Origin of the sequence: Paenibacillus sp. FSL W8-0186 (assembly GCF_037969765.1) — a bacterium.
Classification (GTDB): domain Bacteria; phylum Bacillota; class Bacilli; order Paenibacillales; family Paenibacillaceae; genus Fontibacillus; species Fontibacillus woosongensis.
Genome location: NZ_CP150207.1, coordinates 574,444 through 599,941, shown reverse-complemented (window position 1 = coordinate 599,941; position 25,498 = coordinate 574,444). Strand labels below are relative to the sequence as shown.

Genomic DNA, 25,498 nt, shown 5'->3' with positions numbered 1-25,498 from the left:
TGATGAGTGAATATAATATTAGGTGAAATTGTCTAATCCATATAAATACATCAAATTATTTAAATCTACCTACTAGTGCTTTAGCAAAGTTACGTGTTGAATTTTGGATGTTTCCGTCATAATCCATTTCAATCACTATTTCGACTATTTCATTGTCCAATATCTTATACAACAGTTGAATGTCAATTAAATTTAACGTTTCCTCTTCAATAAAATGACGTATCACTTCATTTTGTTTGGAAGTAAATAAATACTTCCAGATTTCATTGCACTTAATTTCAGCCCTATCAAGTAAAACTCTTAAAGCATCTTCTGCCTTATTTATAGCTAATATTGCATTATCAATATCTTCATCGTTTGTTGTACCACTTTGAGAGATACCAAACCAATTCGCTGGATAAAAATGTTCAATGCTTTCATCAAAGCTTGAGTTCAAATCACTAATTTTCCCCCAATATTGAACCATATCTACAAATTCAGCGGTTACTAACTCTACTGCTTCAATTAGATCTTCAGTATTATTAAAATCAAATGGTTTACTTCGATGGTTCATCCCTAACAAACTATTTAGTAATTTAATTTTTTCTCTTTGTTCTTTAGATATAAACATCTATGAACCTCCATAAAAATAGATATTAGGCAATTTTTCGGCCCTTCACCAACACGCTATTATCAAGTACATTCATGAATTTCATATTCCCTTTCATTTTGCGAAATTCGTGTCCCTAATCCCTATCATCTTTCCTCGCTATACCTCTCTCCCACACCACCCATTATTACCCATGATTATAGCTCATTTGTAAAATCAAGGAAACGACAAAAAGAGCCTAGCTACAACATTGTAGTTAGGCCCTCTCTAATGTCTTCAATTCTCCCTCCATCACCTAAAAACTCCCTCAATCCTTCCCCTTGCCTAAACCTAGCACCTCGGTCATCCATTATTGTTCAGGCGCTCGGTCGGCCCAGTCGAGGTCGTAGGGGATGACATTAGCTTCTCCAAAGGGATGGCTTCCTCGGGCACCCCGGCATCACGGTTGGTGAGAGCAGATGGTAGTTGTTCGATCCATTCTTAGTTTGAGTTTTATCAAGATCTTTAATGTTCCTAGAAACTACGACACGCCCCGTCCTTAGAGGCTCTTATCTTAGGTCCGGGCGTGTATTGTTTGGATATTTTACTATGCTTTCGCATCTGACTAACAAGGGGCGAATGTCCCGTAGCGTAAGATGATTGTTACGACGTGGTCTTCTATGAGTATACCACATCATTTAATGATTTTACTGATCAGGTGTATATTCAATTAAATCTGATAGTTTGCACTCAAATGTATCGCACAGCTTTAATAGTGTTTCTAATTTTGTCGTTTCAATATTTATTTCTTTATATAGTTTGTTAATCGAATTTCGACTCAGTCCTGATTTTTCCATCAACTCTGTTATATCATCAATTCGGTGCTCAGCCATTAGAACTCTAATATTACATTTTATCAAACAGATCCCCTCCTATGATCAATATATTATCTCTCAAAATCATTTTTATCAATTAGAAGTCATCATTTCACCTTACAGAGTCAAAATTCACCTTTACAACTAACCTTAAAGAGGTATATAATAACCTTATAGAGTTAACGAAGGGAGGGAAGATCATTGATAGAATCCTTAGATGTTTTAGCTGATCCTTTAATTCGTAATCGTATAAAGACACTATATTCCAACTCGGATCTTAAACAGTTTTCTTCTGAATGTGAGCAGTATCTAAAAATAATTCGAGACACGCTTCCCGATAACCTTCAACACACCCTATTTCTTTATGAAGATGCCCTAACTTCATTACAAACTGTTTTGGAAAGTAAAATATATCTACAAGGTTTTAAAGATGCACTATATCTTTTTAACGAATTACATATTCAAATGAAATAAGGGCCTGTGGCCCTCTTCTTTTTATCTTCACCCTATCGTATAACATTTTCGCCTGGCAAATACCAGGTGTGATCCGGCTGCTTCTGCTTCCCGAAATCCTTCTAATGTGTTATATGAAGTCTTGCCTTCCTTGACTATATTTTCAAATGCTCTTTTAGATTCTTATTTGTTTTATTTGGGTCATAAATCTATCTATTTTCTTTTTTATGATTCCTCTATTATCTGGTTGTAACTCGATATTACTCTCTCTTGCAATTCGCTCAATAATTTCTTCTAGTGTTAAGCTATCCGTATTTATATGTATCCTAAACATGTCCCGAGATAAGCTGGAAATGCACCTTTCAATTTGTATTGCAGGCCAAGAGTTCTTGTTATCCCCCCTGCTTCTCAGTCGTTTAAGTAGTATTTCACGGTTTGCAAGTAAAGTGAAATGCTTAACCTCGAATCCATTCGATCTTAAATTATTTATTATTTCATTAAAATATTGAGGATTAACAATTGTCATAGGAACTATTATTATGCCAGGGAATTCAGTATTTATTGTCTGTAGAATTGAATGGTTAATCTCTCTCCATATAACATGATCTTGAAAATCGTCTTTCAAAATTTCTTTAGGGATATTCTTTCTAATAAAATATCCTACATTCTCGGGATCATATACAAACGAATTAGGAATTCTTCTATTCAATTCGTAAGCTATAGTTGTCTTTCCAGATCCAAATGCTCCGTTAATCCAAATGATCAATTGTTCCATCCCTTTCTTATGCAGCATTGCAATGACTTCAGCTGACATTTCCGTTCACAACGTCCCACCGGCTTAAGCGAGCAACAGTAGGGCACAATGTCGGCGCGAATATCCTCTGAACCTGCCTGCTTCACCTGCCAGTCACTTTCTCTCGGACCGAGGAGCCGTTAAGCTCCGATGCGTGAATATAACGTTAGGTGAAATTGTCTCATTTATATAAATACATTCAAATTTCCCTCGCTATACCTCTCTCCCACACCGATTATCCCCCATGATTATAGCCCACTTGTAATAGAGGTCTTTTCATTTCCTCACCATATCCTCACTCAGTCTTTTCCCTTACCCACAATCTAATTCCACTTGTTAACGCTCGTGGTTATGACCAGCCCAGTCGAGGTTACAGGGGATAACATCAGCTTCTCCAGTGGGATTCGCTTCCTCGGGAGCGAGGACTTAGATTCTCTTATCATAGATCGTCCTGTGTTTGTTTTTATTGGCCACTTACAATTACATAGAATAAATAAAGAACATAAAAGTTCAAAATCACTATTCAAATAATAAAGCCCTCTTTAAAGGGCCAATAAGAAAATAATATCTATTCTTTAAAATATATATCTCTTGCTTTCTTAGTTATCCTATACTTATAAGGTTTAGTGTCTTTTTTACGTTCAATTAATTTTTCTTTTTCATCGAGTATTTTACCTCTTCTTGCAACTAAATTAGAATGATAATCTAACTCTTCTGCAATATCTCTTGCTAATCTAAATTCATCAGATTTTGATAATTCAAACAAAATTTTCATCTCTTGAGGAGGAAGAAGTTTGGTTGAATCAATATCCTTAATTTCCTCCAAGATACTGTCAGAAATTGATTCAACAATAACAGGGGAGCTACACACATTGCATTTATTATTATTAAATTCTATAAAAGGTAAGTCTGACATGTTAAATGATTTATTACACTCGGGATTAACACAATGAATTTTCTTTGAATTTTTTAAAAATTCTTCTATATATCTATTAAAATTAAAGGGTCTTTCAATAAAATACTTTCTATAGGCTGAGCCTCTTGGCTTCCCCCACAGTAAGTTACTATCCATTGCTAATCCATAATTAATACAATATACAGAAGATTGTTTACCATCTTTGTCACTCTGCTCAGAATATTTACTAATAAAATAATTTAATTCTAATGTACTCAAGAACTTTTCCATTCTTGGGTCAAAATAAAAATGACTTGAATACGGGTAATTCTGTAAGTAAATTGATCCTTTAAGTTCCTTTATTTGTATCCTTTTTTTAACATCACTTAGCTTCTGTACAAGTATTTCTACTAGTTCTTTTAATTGAAGAATAGATATTTTCTCATCAATTGACATCAAAGAATATGTTGTTGTAAAGAAAAATGGCTTGATTTTATCTAAATAATATTTTTGCGCCGCTACTTCAATATCATTCTTGGTAATTGTTTTATCAAATATTAATCTGTTTTGGTGGCAATATGATAAAATATATCCTATGATTCGAGGTACATTCATTGATACTTGAAAAAGCAACTCATAATACTCGGTAATCTCGGCTTTAGATGTATCGAAGTAGTAATCTGGATTTTTTCCAGTATAATGTTTAATTCTCTTTTCAATCAATCTCCTGGTGAAGTCTATAGCACTCTCTTCCATCTTATTTCTATCAAATTCAGAATATAAATTATAGAAATCAAGGTTTATTGTATCAATTTTTCCTGGATCAATTTTTCCATAATGAATCCGATTTGGATAAACTGCAACTTTAAATTTAATAAATTCTTCTGACCAATTGTTAAGTGGTGCAATAATAGTATCAACAAATGTTTTAATAGAATCATCATCAATTTCTGATAAGTCATCTAATAACACGAATAAATGTTTAATTTCGATTACTTTAAGTATATCTTTAATTTCAGTTATGACCTCTTTTACTTGAAATACCTTTAACAATATATCAGAGAATCCATTTTCAACATCTAATGAATTAACACTATTTCTTGATAGTTCAATTCCAGAATCTGATTTTATTCTTGTTTCTGCTGTTCCAATTGTTTTACTCTTACTAAACTCTAAGGAACCAATCTTTAATGTTTTTTGTGTTGTATCCTGATCTCTTTTCCTTTGTATAACATCTCTTTGTTGAAATATTGGAATCTCAATCTCTTTTAAAAATTCATTATCCTCTATTCTTTGCTTTAAATTTAATAAATTTTGCTTTACTCCCTCTGATTTACTTATTGACAATTTAGTTGCGATCTTCTCAAAGAAAGAAGTGGACCTTTTACTTATTTCATTAGTGATTTCTAAAAGTATATTTTGTATAAATGTTCTCTCAATCAAGTATTTTGACAATGCTTCTGGATTAAGTTGATCCTTTAAATAATCCAAATTAATTAATTGTGTTTGAGAAGATTCAAAAACGGTTTTTACATCTATGTAACACGGTAGGAAACTTCTTTTTTTTCTTAATTCTCTTTCCATTTTCAAAAAAATTGTTGATTTCCCCGTACCTTTTCTCCCTATTAAAAAAGTAGTATTGTCTCTTAGGGATTTTTTAAGAATATGATCGTTAGGAAGTAAGTCTGTATAGAGGACATCTAATAAATTTCTCCCCCTATCATCAATCAAGTCTGCTCTTCTATATTTCTTTAATGATTCTACCGCATCTAAAAAGCTATCTTTATCAAATTCTGAAAATTTTTGAACTGTATCATTCATCTTTATACCCCTCTCGGTATCAAAAAATACGGTGTGTCTATTATTCCTTTGTTTTATACCTCAGCACTTTTCCTTTTCATACTTCCTTAAAACATCTCAAATACTTTAGCAGGGCCGGTCCACAGTGTAAATACAATGTTAGGTTTGAATCGAATTCATTGAGTCCTCCCTGCCAACCGCCTCCTGCCGGCCGACATTAGGCTCGATGCGTGAATATAGTGTTGCATGGAGTCACTCATTGTAATGCCTTCAATAAATATCAATTACTTCATCTTGAAAAACTGGTTTGTTAATATTATATTTCAATAATAATTCTTCAACATTTCTTTTATAATCCTTTGACGCAAATGGAGTGATGTGAACTTCATCAATCAACAAATTAATATCAACAGGGTATCCAATACCATTTTCATGATTAATTCTTAAAGCTTCTCTATTAAAATTAGTTGTTGGAATAAGCCCTTCCATTAATATTGCTCTAAATTCCTTTTCGTGCCGATAATCCTTAGACTTATTAATAAATTGATAGATTAACAAATCATTTGCACTAGCATCCTTATTAAAATCAACGTAAAATACCTTGGCTATATGAACCGGCAACCCTATTTCAGCTCTAAATTTAAATAGACCTCCATGCAAACGCTTAGTTGTTGATTTAATTGCAATACCATCAATTCCTTTCGTGTATGCATCCCACATATGATAAGATGTTTTATCATCTGCTCTCCAACAACTTATATATGTGGTTTCACTGAGACTTTTATAATTCTCAGTTTGATTCTCGATTATAATATCTCTTAAAAACTGGGGAAGATGCATATGTGCTCTTTCCCACGATTGCCTTGTCTTCATAGGATACTTTCCTTCAAGAAGATCACTCATTTTATTTACTTTTGTTAAAAATAATGAACCTGATTCTATAATCGACAAAAATTTACTAAAGTCCATATAGCGCCATATGGTTATATCATGATGTTGTTGATTTAAATACTTATAATATTTATGATTCAATTATATCCCCTTCTTTTAATATGATTCTTGATGTTTCACCTTACTTTCTTATAATCTCGACTTCCTTCCCCATCAGGAGTTTTTATCTTAAGGGGATGAATGTGTCCTGCTGATTCTCCCCAGTCTTCTACGTCGATTCGTACCGTGGCTCATGCCGAAGCGTGTATATGGTGTTAGGCGAAGCTCTTGTTTTAAATGATTTAAAATGGTATTAAAAGACCTCAATATCCTCTGATGCAAATTCTCTTAAAAGCGTTAATCTCTGTTCTTTATTCAACTTCAAATATGCATCAAATAGCCCCTCAATTTTTTTAATCTTCTCTTTCCTTTTGTTTGAAAATGATGGGCCTCCTATTCCTATTCCAACACCACCATTAATAAATAACACGTCTTCACAAATTTCATTTCCATTGGAATCTTCTCCGACAAGACCTGGCTCGTAGATAAAGGTTCCAGTAGACTCTAAAAATTCGAACCAGGAAATTGTATTTGGAACCTCCGCCAAGGATTCAATATCTATTGTCTTAATTTTAGTTATATTAAATTCACGTAATATTCGTTCAAAAAATTGCTTAGCTTCAACTTGGTAATTAATCACTTGAATTGGCATCAATTCTTTATCATATTGCATATAAATGTTTTTGATCATTTCTTCTGTTTTTTGACTTGCAAGTGTTAGTTGATCAAGTAATTTCGTAGTAGTTTCTAATTCTCTCTGATATTTTCTACTTGTCAGAAAATCATAAAACATGCCCGACCATTGTTTTCTCAAACTTTCTTGAATATCTCTGGCAAATTCAAATGGAAATATTCCATTATTTATCGATACATGTCTAACTTCGTCAATAAATTCAAATATTTTCATTGCATGCTTCTGGTTCTCTATAGATGGGTATACTATTTTTTCTGCAATATTTTTATTTCCTTTGTTCTTTACATAGACCCGATGATCTTCGTAAACTTCTCTTTTGATGAAACAAAAAACTGGCTTATCGCATTCTCTTGCGGAAATATATTCAGCATTTACAATTGAACGGGAGGTATCCGCAATGTAATTCCCCCCGAAGCGACCACCAATAATTAACACAAAAATTTGACAATTCTCGATTTCTTTTATACAGCTATCATGTGTATGTAATTCCGGATGGTAAAAGACATCCCCTCTTTCACTTAATACCGGGTCAAAATTATACGATTTAATAAATGAGTAAAGACTATCTCGCACTTCCCCTAAATCATAACAGGTTGAGCTTACAAAAACTCTGGGGTTTGCCATACTACTTGCTCCTTAAACTGTTTTTATGGTTTACGAGAGTTTCGCCTAACTCCTTTTTCGAGAACTTCGCATACCTTTCAATTTCAGCGGGATTCGAATCCCTATTATAATCATCAATCATCCTCATCTCGCTATCTATCCCCCTCCCCCAAAACCCTCCATCATTACCCAAGATTATAGCCCATTTGTAAAATCAAGGAAACAACAAATAGAGCCTAACTACAACATTGTAGTTAGGCCCTCTCTTCAGCCTCTCATTCCCTCACCATATTCCCATTCCCAGAAACTCCCTCAATCCTTCCCCTTACCCACTCCCAGCACCTCGGTCGTCCATTTGTTGATCAGACGCTCGCGGTTTTGGCCGGCCCAGTCGAGGTCGTAGGGGATGACGTTTAGCTTCTCCAGCGGGATCGCTTCCTCGGGCGCGATAGCGTCGCGGTTGGTGAGCTGCTGGTAGTTGCCGACCTGCTTGCCGAGCTCCTGGGCTTGCTTGGTCAGCGCCCAGTCGACGAATTGGCGGGCTTCCTCTTGATGCGGGCCGCCCTTGATGATGCCGACGGCGCCGATCTCGTAGCCCGTGCCTTCGGTCGGGAAGCCGATGATGAGGTTTTGAAAGCCCTCTTTGTAGAACTTCAGCGCATCATGGGAGAACATGACGGCCGTACCGACTTCTCCCATGCCTACGGTACGTCCAGGAACGCTGCCGGAGGTGGTGTAGATGACATTCTGCTGATGCAGCTGGCGCAAGTAGTCAAAAGCCTGGTCTTCGCCAAACAGCTGCACCAGCGTAGCCAACGTGGTGTAAGCCGTCCCCGAGGATCGGGGATCAGCCATGGAGATCATGCCCCGGTATTCCGGCTTCAGCAGATCCTGCCACGACTGTGGAGCCTGCAGCCCGACCTCCTGCAGCCATGTCTTGTTAGAGACAAAGGCGATCGAGCCCACGTAAATGCCCGTCCAATACCCTTCCGGATCGCGATATTCCTGAGGGATGGCTTCGACATTTTTAGAAACATACGGCTCCAGCAGACCTTCGGTCTTGGCCTGGATAAACGTATCTGCCGGCCCGCCAAACCAGATGCTGGCCTTAGGTGAATTTCGCTCTGCCCGAATTCTCGACAAAATCTCTCCGTTCGACATCCTGACGTAATTCACCTTGATCCCGGTTTGCTTCTGAAAGGTCTCGATCGCTTTAATGGCATGGTCTTCGTACAGTCCGGCATACACGGTCAGCGTTCCCGAATTCTCCTTGCCGCAGGCGGACAGAAATAGTGACATCAGCAGGGAGAGCAGCAAACCGCCTATGGCTATTTTTTTCATGCAATCCCCTTCTTTCTGTGGCATGATGTCAACGATTCTGGATGCAGGCTGAAGTTAAATTACATGAAGGGCGTCCTCCGCAAACTGCAGCGATACGGAGGTACCGACCGAGTAGACTTTCTCCTGGATCGGGTTGTGCTCGGTAATCTGGAACAACTGGCCATCGAGCAGCACTTCGTATTCCTGCGTTTGCCCCATGAACACGCTTTTCTTCACGACGCCCTGGTGCTGGGTGCCTTTAGCCAAAGATACGGCTTCGGGACGAATCACCACAGTCACCTTGTCACCCGTTTTGTATCCATCGCGGCGAATCCGCAGCACACCCGAAGATGTCTCCACGAGCAGTCTGCCGTCTTCCGTGCCTTTGACCGTGCCTTCCATAAAGTTGGCGGTTCCGATGAAATCGGCGACGAACTTCGTCTTCGGACGCTGGTAAATCTCCATAGGCGTGCCGACCTGCTCGATCATTCCTTTATTCATGACGATGACCTTATCGCTCATGCTCATCGCTTCGCTCTGGTCATGCGTTACGTACACGGCGGTGATGCCGATCTGCTGCTGAATGCGGCGGATTTCATCCCGCATCACGAGGCGCAGCTTCGCGTCGAGGTTGGACAGCGGCTCATCGAACAGCAGCACGCCGGGCTCCATGACGAGCGCCCGGGCCAGCGCTACCCGCTGCTGCTGACCGCCCGACAGCTGATTTGGCATCCGATCCCGATAATCCTGTAGATTCATTATATCCAAGACGGATTCAACTTTCGAGCTAATTTCTGACTTGGCCATTTTCTTGATCTTAAGACCGTATGCAATGTTGTCGAATACGTTCAGATGCGGGAACAAAGCATAGGATTGGAACACCATGGTGCAGTCCCTTTTATTCGGCGGAATCTGATCCACTGCTTCGTCTCCGAAGTAAATATGCCCCTCGGTGATGTCCTCGAATCCGGCGATCATGCGCAGCGTGGTCGTTTTGCCGCAGCCGGACGGGCCGAGGAGAGTTACGAACTCTCCCTGCCCGATCTCCAGGTTGACCCCGGTGACCGCGTAGGATTTCTCGCCTTTATCGTTCGTGAAGGCTTTGGATATATTTTTAAGTGTGACTGATTTAGCCATATTAACATACCTCCTTAAGGATGAACCCAACCGGCAATGGCGAGCATAGCCGCGAAGCAAGGAGTAAGGGGCCGAGTGATCAACCCTACCCCTAACCCTCCACTCATCAAGCAGACCGCTCTTTTCCGCCCATCCATTTCACAAGCAAGTTTAACAAGATGAGCGCCACGATCATGATCAGGATCAGGATCGTACAATAGGCGCTGGCGACGCCGATCCGGCCGGCCTCCACCTGCGCCAGAATCGACGCGGTAATGAGGTTGTACTTGGCCGAGATGAGGAAAATAACGGCGCTCATCGCGGTCATGCTCTTGACGAAGCTGTTGACGAGACCGCTGAAGAAAGCGGATTTGATCAGCGGCAGCACAACGCTCGTGAACACTTTGGAGCCGCTCGCCCCCAGATTCGTCGCTGCCTCCTCGATGCTCGGATCGATCTGCTGCAGAGCCGCCACCCCGGAGCGAATGCCCACCGGCATGGAGCGCACAACGAACGCAGCAACGATGATGATCCCTGTGCCGGTCAGCGCTAATGGCGCTTTGTTGAAAGCGAGAATATACCCGATCCCGATGACCGTACCCGGCACTGCGATCGACAGCATGCTGATGATTTCCAAAGCTTTTTTACCAAAGAAACGTTTGCGGACAATCAGGAAAGCGATGATCATGCCCAGCAATCCCGCGATCGGCGTCGCGACAATGGCGAGCGTCAGCGTATCCTTGATCGCCTTCTGTCCTATAGAGAATACATATTTGTAGTGATCCAGCGTCAGGCTGTTGTTAATGCCCCACAGCTTGATGAACGAACCGATCGGTACGAGAGCATAGAATGCGATAACAGCAATCGACATGATCATACAAAATGTGAATAGTCCATGTTTAACAGCCCCGGACTCAATCATTCTCCGCTGTCCGGTAGGCTTGCCCGTTACAGTAACATAGCTTTTCTTGCCAACCCAGAAGTTTTGCAGAATATAGACGATAATCGTGACCGTCAGCAATACCATCGCCAAGGCGGCACCGGCCTGCAAGTTATAGCTTCCGACAGCCTGCAAGTAGATCTCTCTGGCAACGGTGGAGTAGTTCCCCCCGATCGTCATCGGGTTCCCGAAGTCAGCCAGCGATTGAACGAACACGAGCAGGAACGCGTTGGCGATGCCCGGCACGGACAGCGGCAGCGTGACGCTAAGGAACGTCTTCAGCCGGCTGGCCCCCATGTTCTGACTGGCCTCTTCCAGAGAAGGGCTAATGGAACGCAGCAGCCCGGACAGCGTCAGGAAGGCAATCGGGAAAAAAGATAGCGTCTGAACAAGCACCAGGCCATGCAGCCCGTAAATATTCGCATTTTCAAGTCCGAGCAAATTCTTGGTGATCAGCCCCTGCTTCCCGAGAAGCAGCATGGCGGATAGGGCAATGACAAACGGCGGTGAAATGACCGGCAGAATGGCAATGCCGTTAAACAGCTTTTTGAACGGTACCTTTACATAAGCAAACGTATAGGCAAAAACATACGCAATCGCAGTGGACAACGTCGCCGTCAGGACGGCCAGCACCAGGGAGTTGACCAGGGCGTGGAACAACCCGCCCCCGGACAGCACTCTCTGATACCCCTCTAAGCCAACTTCGCCGGTGGACCCGACGAAGCTGGATTTTGCAATTTGGAATAAGGGATAGACGATAAATACGAGTAAGCAGAGCATGACCAACACGATGAGAATCGGCAGGAGCGGCTCGCGCTTGAATCTCTTGAACATGGCGCTCATTCAAGCTCTCTCCTCTCTGAATATCAAACTGATAGTTATTTCTTAACCTCGACACTCCATTTGTCGATCAGGCGTTGACGCTCTTTACCCGCTTCCACGACGTCGTAGTCGATCGTGTTGATATCGGACAGCTTCACAGCCTTCTCTGGGCCTACCGCATCTGGATTCGTCAGGTTCTGGTAGCTGCCTACAGTTTTGCCGACCTCTTGGCCTGCCGGAGACAATGCCCAGTCCACGAACTTCTGTGCAAGCTCTTCGTTTTTCGTATTTTTGATAATGCCGATCGCACCTGTCTCGTAGCCTGTTCCGTCCTCAGGAATCGTCAGCTCCAGACTGTCGAAGCCTTCCTCCTGATACTTGATCACGTCATGTGCGAACAGAACTCCTACGCCAGCCTCACCCATACCAACCATCCGTCCTGGAGCGGAGCCGCTGGTCGTATACTGCTGGATTTGCGGATGCAGCTTGCTGAGATACTCGAAGCCCTTCTCTTCGCTGCCCATCACCTTCAGCACGGTATACATCGCCGTATAAGCCGTACCGGAGGAAGCTGGGTCCGCCATGACGATTTCGCCTTTAAACGCCGGGTTAAGCAGGTCTTCCCATGTCTTTGGAGCTTCCAGGCCTTTTTTCGCCAAAAACTCCTTATTGGAAGCAAAACCAAGCGCCCCTACATAGATGCCCGTCCAGTTGCCGTCCGGATCCTTATACTTCGCGTCGACCTTCTCGGCGATCGGCGATGTATACGGCTGCAGCAGCCCTTCCGCTGTCGCTTGCACGAACGTGTCCGCTGGCCCGCCGTACCACACGTCAGCTTGCGGGTTGCCTTGCTCCGCCCGAACCTTCGCGAGAATTTCGCCTCCGGACATCCGGATCATGCTGGCCTCGATGCCTGTATCTTCCGTGAACTTCTTGATCGCGGCTACCGCGTGGTCTTCCTGGAATCCGACATATACCGTCAGCTTGCCTTGCGGCTTCGCTGGAGCGGCGTCCCCGCCTCCGTTATTCGCAGGTGCGGCATTGTTGCCGCCTGCAGATCCGCAGCCCGTGAAGAGCATAGCAGCCATCGTCAGCGCGGTGATCGAGCTCATCCATTTTTTCATACCCATCATGTATATCCCCCTTTGTTCTTTATGCCTTAATTATATTGGATGCGCTTACAACACTGTGAGTCCAAGTCTCTGCCACTTCTTCCGGCAAAAAAATAGACACCAAAAAAGCCCGACTCCACTCCGCTTGGAAATGGAATCAGGCTTCCTGATAACCGGCCTTAATCTGCAGTCACTTAAACCAGCTGAACAACTCATGCACGAGCACCCCGATCACCGAAAAATCACTGTCGGCAAAAGTCGCGCGCAAATAGCCAAGATTCGACAGCAATGGAATCAGTACAGTCGGCAGGAGAGTAATCGCAAACCCGTGGATTAACGACGATACGATCAGCCCCTTGCGCCCGCCGATTTTATAAGCGATAACGCCAGCGGCCCCGCCTGAGAAGAAATGCGGGATCACCCCGGGAATAATAACGGTATACTGCACCTGCAGCAGCACGACCATCGCCGCCAGCCCTCCGGTGAAGCTGAGCAGGAATCCGATCATCGCCGCAAACGGCGAGAACTTGAACAGCACCGGACAATCCAGCGCAGGAATCGCGCCCGGCACGATCCGGTCGGCAATCCCTTTGAAGGCGGGCACGATTTCCGACAGCAGCATGCGAACCCCCGCCAGAATCACGTAGCAGCCCCCCGCGAACCAGGTCGCCTGGATCAAGGACACGACCAGAATATGCCGTCCCGAGAACATTTCCTCAATCCCGCCAGGCGAGATGAATAATCCCGAGAAGAGGAACAGCACGAACGTAAACACCGTAATGACGACCATATGATCCTGGAAAAAAGAGCGCAGCTTCTGCAGCCCCTTCGACTCCGGCGGCTCCGGCCCTTTTTTGAACCAGGAAGCGACGAACCCGCTCAGCACATAGCCGACACTGTTGAAATGCCCCATCGCAAAATCGTCGTTCCCCGTAACCCGCCGAACATACGGCTGCGTAATCAGCGGAGCAAACGACATGCTGAAGGCCAGCACGATCCCCCCGGCGACCATTACCTGCCATAGCGGCATCGACATCGACACCAGCACCCCCGCCAGCAGCGAAGCCATAAACAGCATATGGTGCCCGGTCAGAAAAATATATTTAATCCGCGTAAAACGGGCAATCATCAGGTGGACGATCATGCCGACCAGCATGATGAGCGCAATTTCCTCGCCGTAATTGATTTGCGCCAGCGCGGTAATCGTCTCATTATGAGGAATGATGCCGATAATTTGGAAGCCCTTCTGGATGACCGCCGATAAATTGGAAAGGGAAGACCCGGCGGCGTTCGCCCCGATTTGCAGTAGCGTGTATCCGAGCATCGTCTTGATCGTGCCGTGGATCAACCTTTGGAACGGCTGCTTCTGCAGCAGCAATCCGACAAACGCGATTAACCCGAGCAGCAGGGCAGGTTCCCCGAGCAGCCCCTTGCTGATCATTTGCGTTGCGTTCATGGGCAACCCCCGCTTTTGTCATAATATTTGTCTTTGTCTATAACCATAACTATCTCTATAAAAATATAAATGCCTACACGGCCAGCCACTGCTTAAACGTCTCGCTGTCCAGCAGCCTCGATTTCAAATACTGGCGGTCCGTAATATCGTCCAGCCCGATCACCTCGACGTCCTTGGCGAGCTGCAGCGATTCCATCACATAATTGGAGCCGATGATCAGATCGGCATCGAAGGTGTCGACCGACGAAACGTCCGTATGCTCGACCCAGGCCTTCAGCCCCCATTCCTTCAGGAGCGCCTCCACATTCAGCCGGATCATCAGGCTGGTGCCGAGCCCGCTGTTGCAAGCTACAATGATTTTTTTCATAAGCCCTCCTTCTCCCGCAGTCTTTGCCATATCGCCCGTGCATCCTGCGCCTGCCGCAATTCCGCCATGAACGCTTCATCGTTCAGCGCGTCCAGCAGCGTTCCCAGCGCGGCGACATGCCGCTCCTTATCCACCGCCGCCAGCGTAATCATCAGCCAGACCGGCTGCCCGGACGGCCCGAACGCCAGCCCCTCGCGAAAGGTCATCACGCTGAAGCCCGTGCGCTTCACGCACTCCGGTATATACACATGGGGAAAAGCCACGCCCGCGCCGATAATGAACGGATGCTTGTTGGATTGAATGATTTCGATCAGCTTATCCGCATACCTGGCGTCCGAAATGCCGCGATCCATCAGCAGCCGGTTCCCCTCGCGCACCGCAGCCTCCCACGGCATCGCCCCAGCTCCGAGCATGATCGACTCCGGCGGCAGCAGCGCGGTTAAGCTGTGATCATTCTCCTGCTGCTCACCCCCCGGGCGGCTCCCGCCCTGGAACAGATGCAGCAGTTCCTCCAGCAGGCGGTTCCGGTCGTGGATATGCGCATTCCGCTCCACCACCTGAAAAATATCATTCACCGCCTGCACCGCCGCCGCAGCCGCAGCCGACTCGCCCGAAGGCGTCACGCCAAGGAAGCTTGTGATCTGCTTCTGATCCTGCTGATCGAGCAGCGGCGACACTTTGATCCACGGCACCTGCAGGGTATGGCTGATCTCCATCGTGCTGAGAACCGCATCCGCCGTCTGCAACGTAATCTCCGCCGATTCCTTATACGAGTAAGTACCCACAATATCGACCTGCGGAAAAATCGCCGCCACCCGCCGCTTCAGCATCGCCGAAGTGCCGAGCCCCGAGCCGCAGACGATCGCTACGCGCTTGCGCACCGGGGCCTTCGGCGGAATCAGCCCGCTGCCGATATGAAACATGATGTAGCCGACCTCATCCCGGTCGAATACGACCGACCACGGCTCCATCACTTCGTTGACGATCCGCTCCAGCAAATTGAGCAGTGATCCGTACTGCGCCTCCAGCTGCTCCATCAGCGGATTCTTGGACTGCAGCCCGAACTTCGCCCGGTAAATGGCCGGCTTCAAATGAATAACCAGGCCCTGCACGATCTGGTCGATCATTTGGAGCGGGCGGCCGAGCTCCTGCTCGGTGCGCAGGATGATCTGCTTGGCGAGATCGGCGATAATCAGCTCCTCGGCTGGCAGGCTTTGCTTCTGTGCGCCGAGAATATGCTGCGTGATATAGCCGATCTCCGATGCGGGCAGCTTCACGCCAAAATGCTGCTCAATCTGCGGCACCACCTCAGCTGCGACGAGCTCATACACCTCATGGCCCTGCAGCTCGGACAGCGACTCCTGATCCATCTCGATCGCATGTGTGCCCTTCAGCCGCTCCATCGCCATCAGCAGATGCAAAATCAGCGTGGAGTAGCCCGCATCCGTGAACTGCACACCCATCTTCTCCTCAAGACGCTGGATTGTGTCGAACAGCATCGCCGCATCCTCCGTCTCGAACCAGTCCTTCCACGGTGTCATCGGCGAATACGAATCGCCCCGCTGATCAAGGATATACCGCAGCAGCTTGTCGTCCGTAATCTCGGAGCGAAGCAGGCTCAAATACGCCCTGCGCCTGCGCTTCTCCGATCCCTCGATATGCAGCTGGCCGCGATCCCGCACAAGAGTCAACTCCCAGCCCAGGAGCCGCTGCTTGATTTCGGTCAAATCCTGCAGCAGCGTATTTTTGCTGATGCCGAGCTCCTCCATGACCGCCTTCACGGATAGCTGCGTCTCCTGGAGCAGCTGCTTCTGCAGCAGGCTGACCCGCTGCTCGGCGTCCATATAATCCGGCCGCTGGCCCATCTGCACCGCAAGCTGCTCCGACTGTCCGGTCTCCAGCCGCAGACGGACGCCGGCCGAGCGGTCGCGATCCAGGCGCATGCCCCGCGCGCGGAGCCAGTCCTCCAGCTGCAGCAAATCGCCGCGCACCGTCCGCAGGGATATCCCGTATTCATCAGCCAACTGCTGCAAAGGGATATATTGGTCGCTCTCCATCAACTGCTTGACCATTCGCTGTTGTCTGCTAGATATCATAATGTCACCCGAATCGTTCATAGTTTTGTATGCGTTATCATAACTAGATTATTACACATTTAAAAAGCTAGATATAGAGCATTCATGGAAAAAAAGACGCACACCCCTGCAGGCGCCCGTCTATCTTCACATGTATCCCCAACATGTATCCCAGCCGTTCGGCTCTCGTATGCTTATTTCGCCACCCGCGCTTCAATTTCCTCCGCCAGCAGCCGCTCTTGCCGGGAAATAGCCTCCTCGTCCGCAGCGCTGCGGTAAATCGCGCTTAAGCGGTCCTGATTCTGCTTCACCTCGGCCAAATAAGAAATGGCGATTTGCATCGAAGTAGTATAGCGGGATCTCACCTCGGCGATTTCATCGGCATGCTTCTCATCCGTGTGCGGAGCGATAGCCAGCTCGTAAATATCAAGAATGCTGTCCCCGTCGCGCAGCGGGAAATGCTCATGCGGCGCCGTGCTGTCGAAGATCGCTACGCCCAGCGAGCGGAATACAAGCATATCGAGGCTGTTCGGATCGAAGCCGCAGTGGTACACCTCGGTATCGATCCCGCGCTCCGCTGCGGTAGCTGCGATCTTTTTGAACAAGGTCGATTTCCCTGATCCCGGACGTCCCTTCACGAAGATTCGCGTCGGCACATCCTCCGTCAAATTGAGAACAAAATCAACCGCTCCTCGCCAGGTCGCTGCACCCAGAAAGCGCCGGGTCACTGCGCCGGTCTTTTGACCGCCATCTGCATCCCCTGTATCTCCCGCACCCCTTGCATCCACTGCATCTCCCGCGTCTCCTGCTTCCCCTGAAGCCTGCCCAGAACCTGCTGCTTCTGCCGCAACGAGGTACTGATCCGCCCAATCGACAGCTAGCTGATTCATGAAATCACGGTCCAGGGCATCAATGTAGATTTTCTCCCAATCGTCGTGGATTCGCAGCGTTCGCTGAAAGGTCTCGTAAGCCTTCGTATAGCCTTCCGCGATATTGTGCTCCAGCGCAGCAATATGCTCCTGATGGTCCGCCAATCGTTCCCCGCCAGGATCGCTGCTGAAATCAAAGCGGCGCACCTCTATGCCTGCTGGACCTCCCTCCTGCGGCCACGCTTGGTCAGCGATCAGTCCGATCCGGGCATCCTCGATAATGATCCCTTCCAGCAAATCGCTTTGCAGCGGCTGGTGGATCAAATGCAGATTCCAGCCTCTGCGGCCCCATCCATTCGCCAGCCGGGCCAGAATCGTGCCGATCTCCTGCGAATCGCCCTCCAGCACATATACCGCATCCAATGGACTATAGATAGAATCCACCAGACTGACCAAGCCTTCCGCCGTATTGCCCCGCGCAAAATAGTGACGTTCTCTTCCTGCCATTTCGTTATACTCCCTTCCCTAACCTTCGAGATTAAAGTGATGCTACACCCTATGCGGAGGAGTTCCGCCGTGTGTTTAGCCTATGCCCGAATAGGGAAGTTCATCCATGTATTGGTCAAAATAGTCCATGAGACGAGCGGCTGTTGCTGAGGGTTAGATGGGGAATGCCTTGGAATTTGGGGGGTCTTCGGGTCTTCGGGTCTTCGGGTCTTCGGGTCTTCGGGTCTTCGGGTCTTCGGGTCTTCGGGTCTTGCGGAGCTTGGGAGCTTGGGAGCTTGGGGGTCTGGGGATACTGAGGATATCGAGGGCCTTGGCACTTTGGGGAGCTTGAGGCCTTGAGGGCCTAGCGGACTTTGGTGGCCTTGGGGGCCAACGTGGACTTTGGGGCGCTTGCGGGCTTTACGGATTTACAGATTTACAAATTTGCAGTTTACAGATTTGCTGATGTGGATTTGCGGATTTTGCGGACCTAGCCTTCCCTCAGCCTCATAGCCAACGCTAAATTTGCAGCCACTGATGCAGATCCACGACCGAACGCAGGGCGTACTCCTTTGCCACCGGCTTGCCATGCTCCAGCAGAACCAGACACGGCACGCTCGTAATTTGCCAGTCATTCCGCAGCCGGGGAGCAAAGTTGATATTCAGCTTCGATACCGGCATCATGCTGCCGCCCGATTGCAGAACGATGTCCAGCATCGTCTCGCCCAGCTTGCACGTTCCGCACAAAGGCGTATATAGATATAAAGCTTCCTTGCCGATTCTGGCAATCGAAGCGTCCACGAATTCTTGTTCTACAGCTTCTCGGATCGTCATGCTGACGCCCACTCCCATCTTTGCCAACTCATTTTATTCATAAGGTACAGTTATCGCTGTTCCAAAGCTGCCCGTTCTAACGAACAACTTAATTACTATAGCATATTTCATGCCTTGTTCGTTCAATGGCTATACCGCGGGGGATCGCCGCCCAAACTTTCAGCCCTTCTCAGTCCTTCCCTATCCTTCTCTGCCGCTAGAATGCTGCAAAAGTACATCATTTAGCGCAACCATCTCTCCTAGAGCACGGATTGCTGCAATTGTGCATTATTTTTTCGAAAATACGTCCATTCTCAGCGAGTTGTTGAATTATCCCTGTACTTTTGCAGCAATGTGCTTTAAAGCGCCCATACCTAGAGAAATTTCCTGTATTTTTGCAGCAATCCTCTAAACGAAACTCAGCATATAGAACATAACAACCGCCACCAGCACAGCAACCCATCCAATAGCCCAAATAACCAAGTAACCCTTAGTAACAATTCATAGACCATTTAAAACGGAATGTATTTTATACATCTAGTTAAGCTATTTTACCAAAAAACCATGCGCTAAATGTAATACATGCAGTTAGTTTGCCAGAATAGAGCTCATTCGTCGAAATAGCTTAAAACTAAATGTAGGTTTTGCAGTTAGTCCCCTCTAACACGGCCAAAAACGTTGAACTAACTGCATGAAATACATCTAGTTACCTAACGAACGTCCCCTTACCCACCTTACCTTCTCCTAAGCTACCTAGGAACAATATAAACCAGGGGCTTCATTAACTACCAAATCACATCACAGCTCATATACCAGACAACACAAGCAATTGCCGTCCAATTGCCGCCCGAATCAACCCTCCGCTCTAAAACACCCACCTGCAAAACATCGCACGCTAACAGTATAAATACCCAGCCCCCTTCCCCCAAATGCCACCCTGCGCTACTGTCCGCCCCGGTTGCGGTAGCTTCTTGGCGAGAGGCCGGTAATTCTTTTGAATACCCGCGAAAAATAAAACGTATCCTTATACCCTAAAGCCTCGCCGACTTCCTTCACCGTAAGCTCCGTATTCAGCAAAATATTCCTCGCCTCCGCGACCCTCAGCCGGTGAAGAAACTCATTCAGCGGATAGCCGGTGTAATCATGAACGATGCGCCGGAGCGTGGATACGGAAATGTGGTGCCGCGCAGCCATTTGTGCAGGCTCCAAAGGGGTGTGCAGCGACTGCGACAGATCTTCGATGACCTTCAGCACGAACCTCTCCCGGTTGCCCGCCTCCCGGCGGTCCGGTTGCGAAGCCAGGTCATAGAGAAAGGATTCCAGCATCAGCGCGGCCCGGTCCAGATTGGTCGGCGCCCCGCTGTCGATCAGCATGAACATCATCTCCATCCGGTGGATGAGGGAGTCATCGAAGGCGGCTTTTTTCACCTGACATGGATTGGGCAGCCACTGCTCCAGCCACTCCGCGATCCGTCCGCCATCGACGGTATAGTAATATTCATCCCAGTAACCGTCTGCATGAGGGCCATAGTTGAACACGGCATCAGGAAAAAGACAAAACCAGCTCCCCGCTTCGACCTGCTGCATTTCCCCGCCCTCCACCTGGTAATAACCGCTGCCGCCGGTAATCATCACAAAAGCCCAGTTGTTGAACTTCGCCCGGCTTCGCTGCAGCGTTCTTCCCGGCAAATGCCCGGCATTGACCAGACGCAGGGACTTGACCTTCTGCCTGCTGGAATCCACCATCGGGTTGAAGATGCGGATCGGATGCGAACTGATCATATAATCCATGTATTTTGTCATCCTATGCATTCTCCCTTTAAAACAACTATGTTAAATTAGTTGTGCCTAAACAAATATGAATAAATATAACATATCTGTGTTGAAGCGTCCTCTCCAATCCACATCAGTCTGCACAGATACCAGAAAGGGTGTAAACGTACTTATGAGTGAGCTGAAAATCGGCCTTATCGGCACTGGATCAATCTCTGAATCCCATCTGCAGGCTTATCAAGCCAATACGAAAGTGCAGCTGGTCGCTGTCTGTGATTTGAATGAGGACAGAGCGCGCGATACCGCCAATAAATACCACATCCCTAACGTATATACCGACTATCGCGAGCTGCTGGCCAGTCCGGAGGTGGATGCAGTCAGCATCTGTACATGGAACAATTCCCATGCTGAAATCAGCATCGCCGCGCTGCAGGCGGGCAAGCATGTGCTTTGCGAGAAGCCCCTCTGCAAAACCGTCGACGAGGCGCTGCAAATCGAGCAGGCCGCCCGCGAGAGCGGCAAGCTGCTCCAAGTCGGCTACGTCCGCCGCCACGCTTCAAACATCGCCGTGCTGAAGAAGTTTATCGACGCCGGCGATCTTGGCGAGATCTACTATGCCAAAGCGAGCCTCCTCCGGCGCCTCGGCAATCCGGGCGGATGGTTCGCAGACCGCGCACGCTCCGGAGGCGGACCGCTCATCGACATCGGCGTGCATGCCATTGACCTGTGCTGGTACCTCATGGGCAAGCCAAAGGTCAAATCCGTGAGCGGCAACACCTACCACAAGCTCGGCAACCGCTCGAACATTCAGAACTACGATTTCTACCAAGCCGCCGATTACGATGCGGCGCATAACACGGTCGAGGACATGGCCAACGCCCTGATTCGTTTTGAGAACGGTGCATCCCTCATGGTCGATGTCAGCTTTGCCCTCCATGCGAAGGAGAACTCGGCGCTGATCAACATTTACGGCGACAAGGGCGGCGCGGAGATCGAACCCGTATTATCGATCGTCACGGAGCGCCATGACACAATCATTAACATCGATCCGCAAATCAGCGCGCCGGGCTTTGATTTCCAGGCCGCCTTCGACCGTGAAATCAGCCATTTTGTGGACAGCTGCCTCGGATTGACCGAAACGAACAGCCCGGTCGAGGACGGCGTGGAGATGATGAAAATTTTGAATGCGATTTATCAGTCCGCCGCAGAAGGCCGCGAAATCCATTTCTAGGTCGACATTTTATCACGAAGCAGCCCGAAGGCAGTCCGACATCGAATCTTGCGTTCACCCTCGAAGTCCGGTGCTCATGTAGGCTTCTCCTACACTCCGCTCCTCCTTCTTCGGGTTCTCACAACCTTCTCGGTGCTAAAAAGTCGACTTACAAGCAATATAAAGGAGGCAACCAAAAGATGAAATTGACCAATAAAATTGGCGTCATTGTAGACAGCTTTGGCGTGGGCGTGATGGAAGGGCTGAAGAAAGCAAAGGAAGTCGGCGCGGAGGGCGTGCAAATTTACGCCGTATCTGGCGAGATGGATCCTGCCGCCCTGACACCGGCCAAGCGCAAGGAGCTGCGCAGCTACATCGATGGACTGGGGCTTGAAATCTCCGCCCTGTGCGGCGATTTGGCCGGACACGGCTTCCAGGATGCAGACGCCAATCCCGCGAAAATCGAGAAGTCGAAGCGCATCCTCGACCTGGCCGTGGAGCTGGGAACCTCCGTCGTAACGACGCATATCGGCATCGTCCCGGACGACAGAAACGGGCGGATTTACCACGCGATGCAGGAGGCATGTGAAGAGCTGGGCATATACGCGAAGAGCATGAACGCTTATTTCGCCATTGAGACCGGACCGGAGCCGGCGGCGCATTTAAAAAGCTTCCTGGATACGCTCAGCACCAATGGCGTCTCGGTCAACTTTGACCCGGCGAACATGGTCATGGTGACGGGCGATGATCCTGTAGAAGGCGTGAAGCTGCTCAAAGACTACCTCGTGCATACCCACGTCAAAGACGGACGCAGGCTCCGCCCCGTCGATCCGAAAGAGGTGTACGGCTATCTGGGTTACGACGAAATGACTCATGAAAAAATCGCCGAGATGGCCTCCTCTGGAGCCGCCTTTGAGGAATTGCCTCTAGGCGCAGGAGCTGTCGATTTCCCGGCTTATTTCGCCGCATTGCAGGAAATCGGCTACAAGGGCTATTTGACGATCGAGCGTGAAGTCGGCGACAATCCGGCGGAAGACATCCGCAAGGCCGTAGAGTTCATCCGCGCTTACCGGGACTAATGAGCATACTCAAGGAATCTTAACTACTTAACCTAGCGAAAAGGAGTCATCCTTATGAAATTGGGAATTAGCTCTTACAGCTTGTATCAAGCGATGCGCGACGGCAGCATGACCATTGCGGAGGTGATCGAATGGGTTGCCGGCATTGGCGCCAGCCATATCGAAATCGTGCCGGCACTCGGCTTTGATTTTGCGGCCAATCCGGAATTGGAGGAGCAAATCAGAGAGAAAGCGGCGGCTGTAGGCATCGGCATATCCAACTATGCGATTGGAGCCAACTTCCTCACGGAGACCGAGGAGCAGTACGAAGCGGAAATCGCCCGCGTCATGAGCGAGGTGGACCGGGTCCATCGGCTCGGCGCAAAACTGATGCGCCATGACGTGGCGTCCCGACCGGATACCTCCATCGCCCGCTTTCAGGAAGACTTGGACAGAATAGCCGCAGCCTGCCAGCGCATTGCCGACCATGCCAAGCAGTACGATATCACAACGAGCGTGGAGAATCACGGCTACTATGTCCAGGCCAGCGATCGGGTGCAGGCGCTCATCCATGCCGTGGACCGCCCGAACTTCAAGACAACGCTGGATGTCGGCAACTTCGTCTGCGTGGACGAAAATCCGGTTGCCGCCGTAAAAAACAACCTGCCCTACGCCTCCATGATTCATATCAAGGACTTCTACATCCGTCCATCCTACCGCAACCCGGGCGAAGGCTGGTTCACCAGCGCCAGCGGCGATTACCTGCGCGGCGCCATTGCCGGACACGGCGACCTCGACCTATACGAGATTCTGCGCCTGATCAAAGCTTCTGGATACGATGGCTATATGTCTATCGAATATGAAGGCATGGAGGATTGCCGACAAGGTACCAAAATCGCCTTCGACAACGTAACACGCATTTGGAGCGAGATTCACACTTAATGTAATTAACTTCCACATCCACACCACGTAAACAGCAGCGAGACAACATATCTGTAACCGCATCTAAACTGATTACAGACATGTATCCGCTGCTGTTATAGTGGCTTTTATTCGTAGCTAGACAGGAAATTCCTCCATTGGACTTGGCCGGTGTTTTTTACTTCAGAGCATAAATGATTAATGACTAAAAGTATGGCCAACCCGGCTGAAGCTCTCGGCAATAATTTCGCAGCCCCGCTTCAGGTTCTCTATGCTGATTGTCAGCGGAGGCATGATCTTGATTACCGTATCATTCCGGCCGGCCCGCTCTAGAATCAGGCCGTTCTTAAAGCAATTCGCCGTAATTTCTCTGGCGACTTCCTCGCCCAGATGAGAGACATCGATGCCCCAAATCATGCCAATGCCCCGGAACTTCAGATTCGCATCTAAAGGCGCTATCTCATTTTGCAAATAATACTTGATAAAAGCTTCCTTTTCCCGCACCTGCTCGCCCAGCCTCTCCGCCGTCCTGAATTCCAATGCAGCCTTGGCGGTAACGAAGGCAAGCTGATTCCCCCGGAACGTTCCGTTATGCTCCCCTGGACTCCAGATGTCCAGTTCGGGTCTGATTAAGAGCAGGGACATCGGCAGGCCGTATCCGCTGATCGATTTGGATAAAATGACGATGTCCGGCACAATCCCCGCGCGTTCGAATGAGAAGAACGGCCCCGTTCTGCCGCAGCCTACCTGGATATCATCGATGATCAGCAGAATATCATGCTCATCGCACAGCTGACGCAGGCTTTGCAGCCACTCGATCTCGGCTACATGAATTCCGCCCTCCGCTTGCACGGTCTCTAATATCATCGCAGCCGGCTTGCCGACCCCGGAGTGCGTATCGGACAGAATATGCTCCATATAACGGATCGTATCCAGCCCCTCGAACGACTGCCCATAAGGAATGAATGTCACGTTATTCAGCGGCATTCCCGCGCTTTCGCGCATCGAATTGCTGCTCGTAATCGACAGGCTCCCCAGGGACATTCCATGAAATCCGCCCATAAAAGCAAAGACGCCTGTTCTGCCCTTAACCTTCCGGGCCAGCTTCAATGCGGCCTCCACCGCATTCGTTCCCGTCGGTCCGCAAAATTGCAGCTTATAGTCCAGAGACTGAGGCTTCAGAATATGCTCGGAGAACGAAACGATGAAGTCTTCCTTCGCCTTCGTATACATATCAAGCCCATGCATAATCCGGTCCTGGGACACATATTCCATGATTTTCGACTTCATAAACTCATTGTTATGCCCGTAGTTGAGCGCCCCGGCGCCAGCAAAAAAGTCGATGTAGGCTTCTCCGGTGTCGGCATATAACTGGTCGCCCTTCGCTTTATCGAATACAACCGGGAAACTTCTGCAATACGACCTAACATTGGATTCCAGCATTTCGAACGTCTTCATCTTTCATTCATCCTCCTCATCGAATATCGTT

General features: G+C 47.9%; 21 protein-coding genes. 4 read left to right on the top strand and 17 right to left on the bottom strand.

Annotated elements, in window-relative coordinates:
• Positions 1–55 precede the first annotated feature (55 nt).
• Positions 56–610: a hypothetical protein gene (locus MKX50_RS02430; RefSeq protein WP_339158313.1), complete on the bottom strand. Its 555-nt coding sequence runs from the start codon at positions 608–610 to the stop codon at positions 56–58.
• 665 nt (positions 611–1,275) lie between these two features.
• A complete protein-coding gene (locus MKX50_RS02425) occupies positions 1,276–1,494 on the bottom strand; it encodes a helix-turn-helix transcriptional regulator (RefSeq protein ID WP_339159991.1) in 219 nt (72 codons plus the stop codon).
• Positions 1,495–1,644: 150 nt separating this feature from the next.
• Here MKX50_RS02425 and MKX50_RS02420 point away from each other — a divergent pair, with 150 nt between their 5' ends.
• Positions 1,645–1,917, top strand: coding sequence for a hypothetical protein (locus MKX50_RS02420; protein ID WP_339158312.1), 273 nt, complete (start codon positions 1,645–1,647; stop codon positions 1,915–1,917).
• 154 nt (positions 1,918–2,071) lie between these two features.
• Here MKX50_RS02420 and MKX50_RS02415 read toward each other — a convergent pair whose 3' ends face one another.
• The 14 genes from MKX50_RS02415 to MKX50_RS02350 all read right to left on the bottom strand — a co-directional run bounded on the left by MKX50_RS02415 (position 2,072) and on the right by MKX50_RS02350 (position 20,850).
• A complete protein-coding gene (locus MKX50_RS02415) occupies positions 2,072–2,710 on the bottom strand; it encodes an AAA family ATPase (protein WP_339158311.1) in 639 nt (212 codons plus the stop codon).
• Between the two features lie 547 nt (positions 2,711–3,257).
• Positions 3,258–5,405, bottom strand: coding sequence for a hypothetical protein (locus MKX50_RS02410; protein WP_339158310.1), 2,148 nt, complete (start codon positions 5,403–5,405; stop codon positions 3,258–3,260).
• A 249-nt stretch (positions 5,406–5,654) separates the two neighbouring features.
• On the bottom strand, positions 5,655–6,353 hold the full coding sequence (locus MKX50_RS02405; RefSeq protein ID WP_339158309.1) for a hypothetical protein: 699 nt from the start codon (positions 6,351–6,353) through the stop codon (positions 5,655–5,657).
• 274 nt (positions 6,354–6,627) lie between these two features.
• Positions 6,628–7,692 (bottom strand): DUF4062 domain-containing protein, encoded by a 1,065-nt coding sequence (locus tag MKX50_RS02400; RefSeq protein ID WP_339158308.1) that lies wholly within the window; start codon positions 7,690–7,692, stop codon positions 6,628–6,630.
• Between the two features lie 291 nt (positions 7,693–7,983).
• Positions 7,984–9,012 carry an ABC transporter substrate-binding protein gene (locus MKX50_RS02395; protein ID WP_339158307.1) on the bottom strand — a complete coding sequence of 343 codons (1,029 nt, stop codon included), beginning with the start codon at positions 9,010–9,012 and terminating at the stop codon, positions 7,984–7,986.
• 54 nt (positions 9,013–9,066) lie between these two features.
• The gene (locus tag MKX50_RS02390; RefSeq protein ID WP_339158306.1) at positions 9,067–10,128 is read right to left on the bottom strand and encodes an ABC transporter ATP-binding protein; all 1,062 of its coding nucleotides are present in this window, start codon (positions 10,126–10,128) and stop codon (positions 9,067–9,069) included.
• A 106-nt stretch (positions 10,129–10,234) separates the two neighbouring features.
• Positions 10,235–11,890 (bottom strand): iron ABC transporter permease, encoded by a 1,656-nt coding sequence (locus MKX50_RS02385; protein ID WP_339158305.1) that lies wholly within the window; start codon positions 11,888–11,890, stop codon positions 10,235–10,237.
• Between the two features lie 35 nt (positions 11,891–11,925).
• Positions 11,926–13,002, bottom strand: coding sequence for an ABC transporter substrate-binding protein (locus tag MKX50_RS02380; protein ID WP_339158304.1), 1,077 nt, complete (start codon positions 13,000–13,002; stop codon positions 11,926–11,928).
• Between the two features lie 169 nt (positions 13,003–13,171).
• On the bottom strand, positions 13,172–14,437 hold the full coding sequence (locus tag MKX50_RS02375; RefSeq protein ID WP_339158303.1) for a PTS ascorbate transporter subunit IIC: 1,266 nt from the start codon (positions 14,435–14,437) through the stop codon (positions 13,172–13,174).
• 73 nt (positions 14,438–14,510) lie between these two features.
• On the bottom strand, positions 14,511–14,804 hold the full coding sequence (locus MKX50_RS02370) for a PTS sugar transporter subunit IIB (RefSeq protein ID WP_019637329.1): 294 nt from the start codon (positions 14,802–14,804) through the stop codon (positions 14,511–14,513).
• On the bottom strand, positions 14,801–16,900 hold the full coding sequence (locus tag MKX50_RS02365) for a BglG family transcription antiterminator (RefSeq protein ID WP_339158302.1): 2,100 nt from the start codon (positions 16,898–16,900) through the stop codon (positions 14,801–14,803). Before MKX50_RS02365 ends, MKX50_RS02370 begins: the two co-directional genes overlap by 4 nt.
• A 173-nt stretch (positions 16,901–17,073) precedes the next feature.
• Positions 17,074–18,255, bottom strand: coding sequence for a hypothetical protein (locus MKX50_RS02360; protein ID WP_213590891.1), 1,182 nt, complete (start codon positions 18,253–18,255; stop codon positions 17,074–17,076).
• Between the two features lie 498 nt (positions 18,256–18,753).
• Positions 18,754–19,068: a thioredoxin family protein gene (locus tag MKX50_RS02355; protein WP_213590890.1), complete on the bottom strand. Its 315-nt coding sequence runs from the start codon at positions 19,066–19,068 to the stop codon at positions 18,754–18,756.
• 921 nt (positions 19,069–19,989) lie between these two features.
• Entirely contained in the window at positions 19,990–20,850 is an 861-nt protein-coding gene (locus MKX50_RS02350; RefSeq protein ID WP_339158301.1) for an AraC family transcriptional regulator, read from the bottom strand.
• A gap of 142 nt (positions 20,851–20,992) precedes the next feature.
• Here MKX50_RS02350 and MKX50_RS02345 point away from each other — a divergent pair, with 142 nt between their 5' ends.
• From MKX50_RS02345 to MKX50_RS02335, 3 genes are all read left to right on the top strand, one after another.
• Positions 20,993–22,051 carry a Gfo/Idh/MocA family oxidoreductase gene (locus MKX50_RS02345; RefSeq protein WP_339159988.1) on the top strand — a complete coding sequence of 353 codons (1,059 nt, stop codon included), beginning with the start codon at positions 20,993–20,995 and terminating at the stop codon, positions 22,049–22,051.
• Positions 22,052–22,230: 179 nt separating this feature from the next.
• Positions 22,231–23,109: a sugar phosphate isomerase/epimerase family protein gene (locus tag MKX50_RS02340; RefSeq protein ID WP_339158300.1), complete on the top strand. Its 879-nt coding sequence runs from the start codon at positions 22,231–22,233 to the stop codon at positions 23,107–23,109.
• A gap of 54 nt (positions 23,110–23,163) precedes the next feature.
• Positions 23,164–24,030, top strand: a complete 867-nt coding sequence (locus MKX50_RS02335; protein ID WP_339158299.1) for a sugar phosphate isomerase/epimerase family protein — start codon at positions 23,164–23,166, stop codon at positions 24,028–24,030.
• Between the two features lie 177 nt (positions 24,031–24,207).
• On the opposite strand, the gene ectB is transcribed toward MKX50_RS02335, so the two are convergent.
• Entirely contained in the window at positions 24,208–25,467 is a 1,260-nt protein-coding gene (gene ectB, locus MKX50_RS02330; protein ID WP_339158298.1) for a diaminobutyrate--2-oxoglutarate transaminase, read from the bottom strand.
• Between the last annotated feature and the right edge of the window lie 31 nt (positions 25,468–25,498).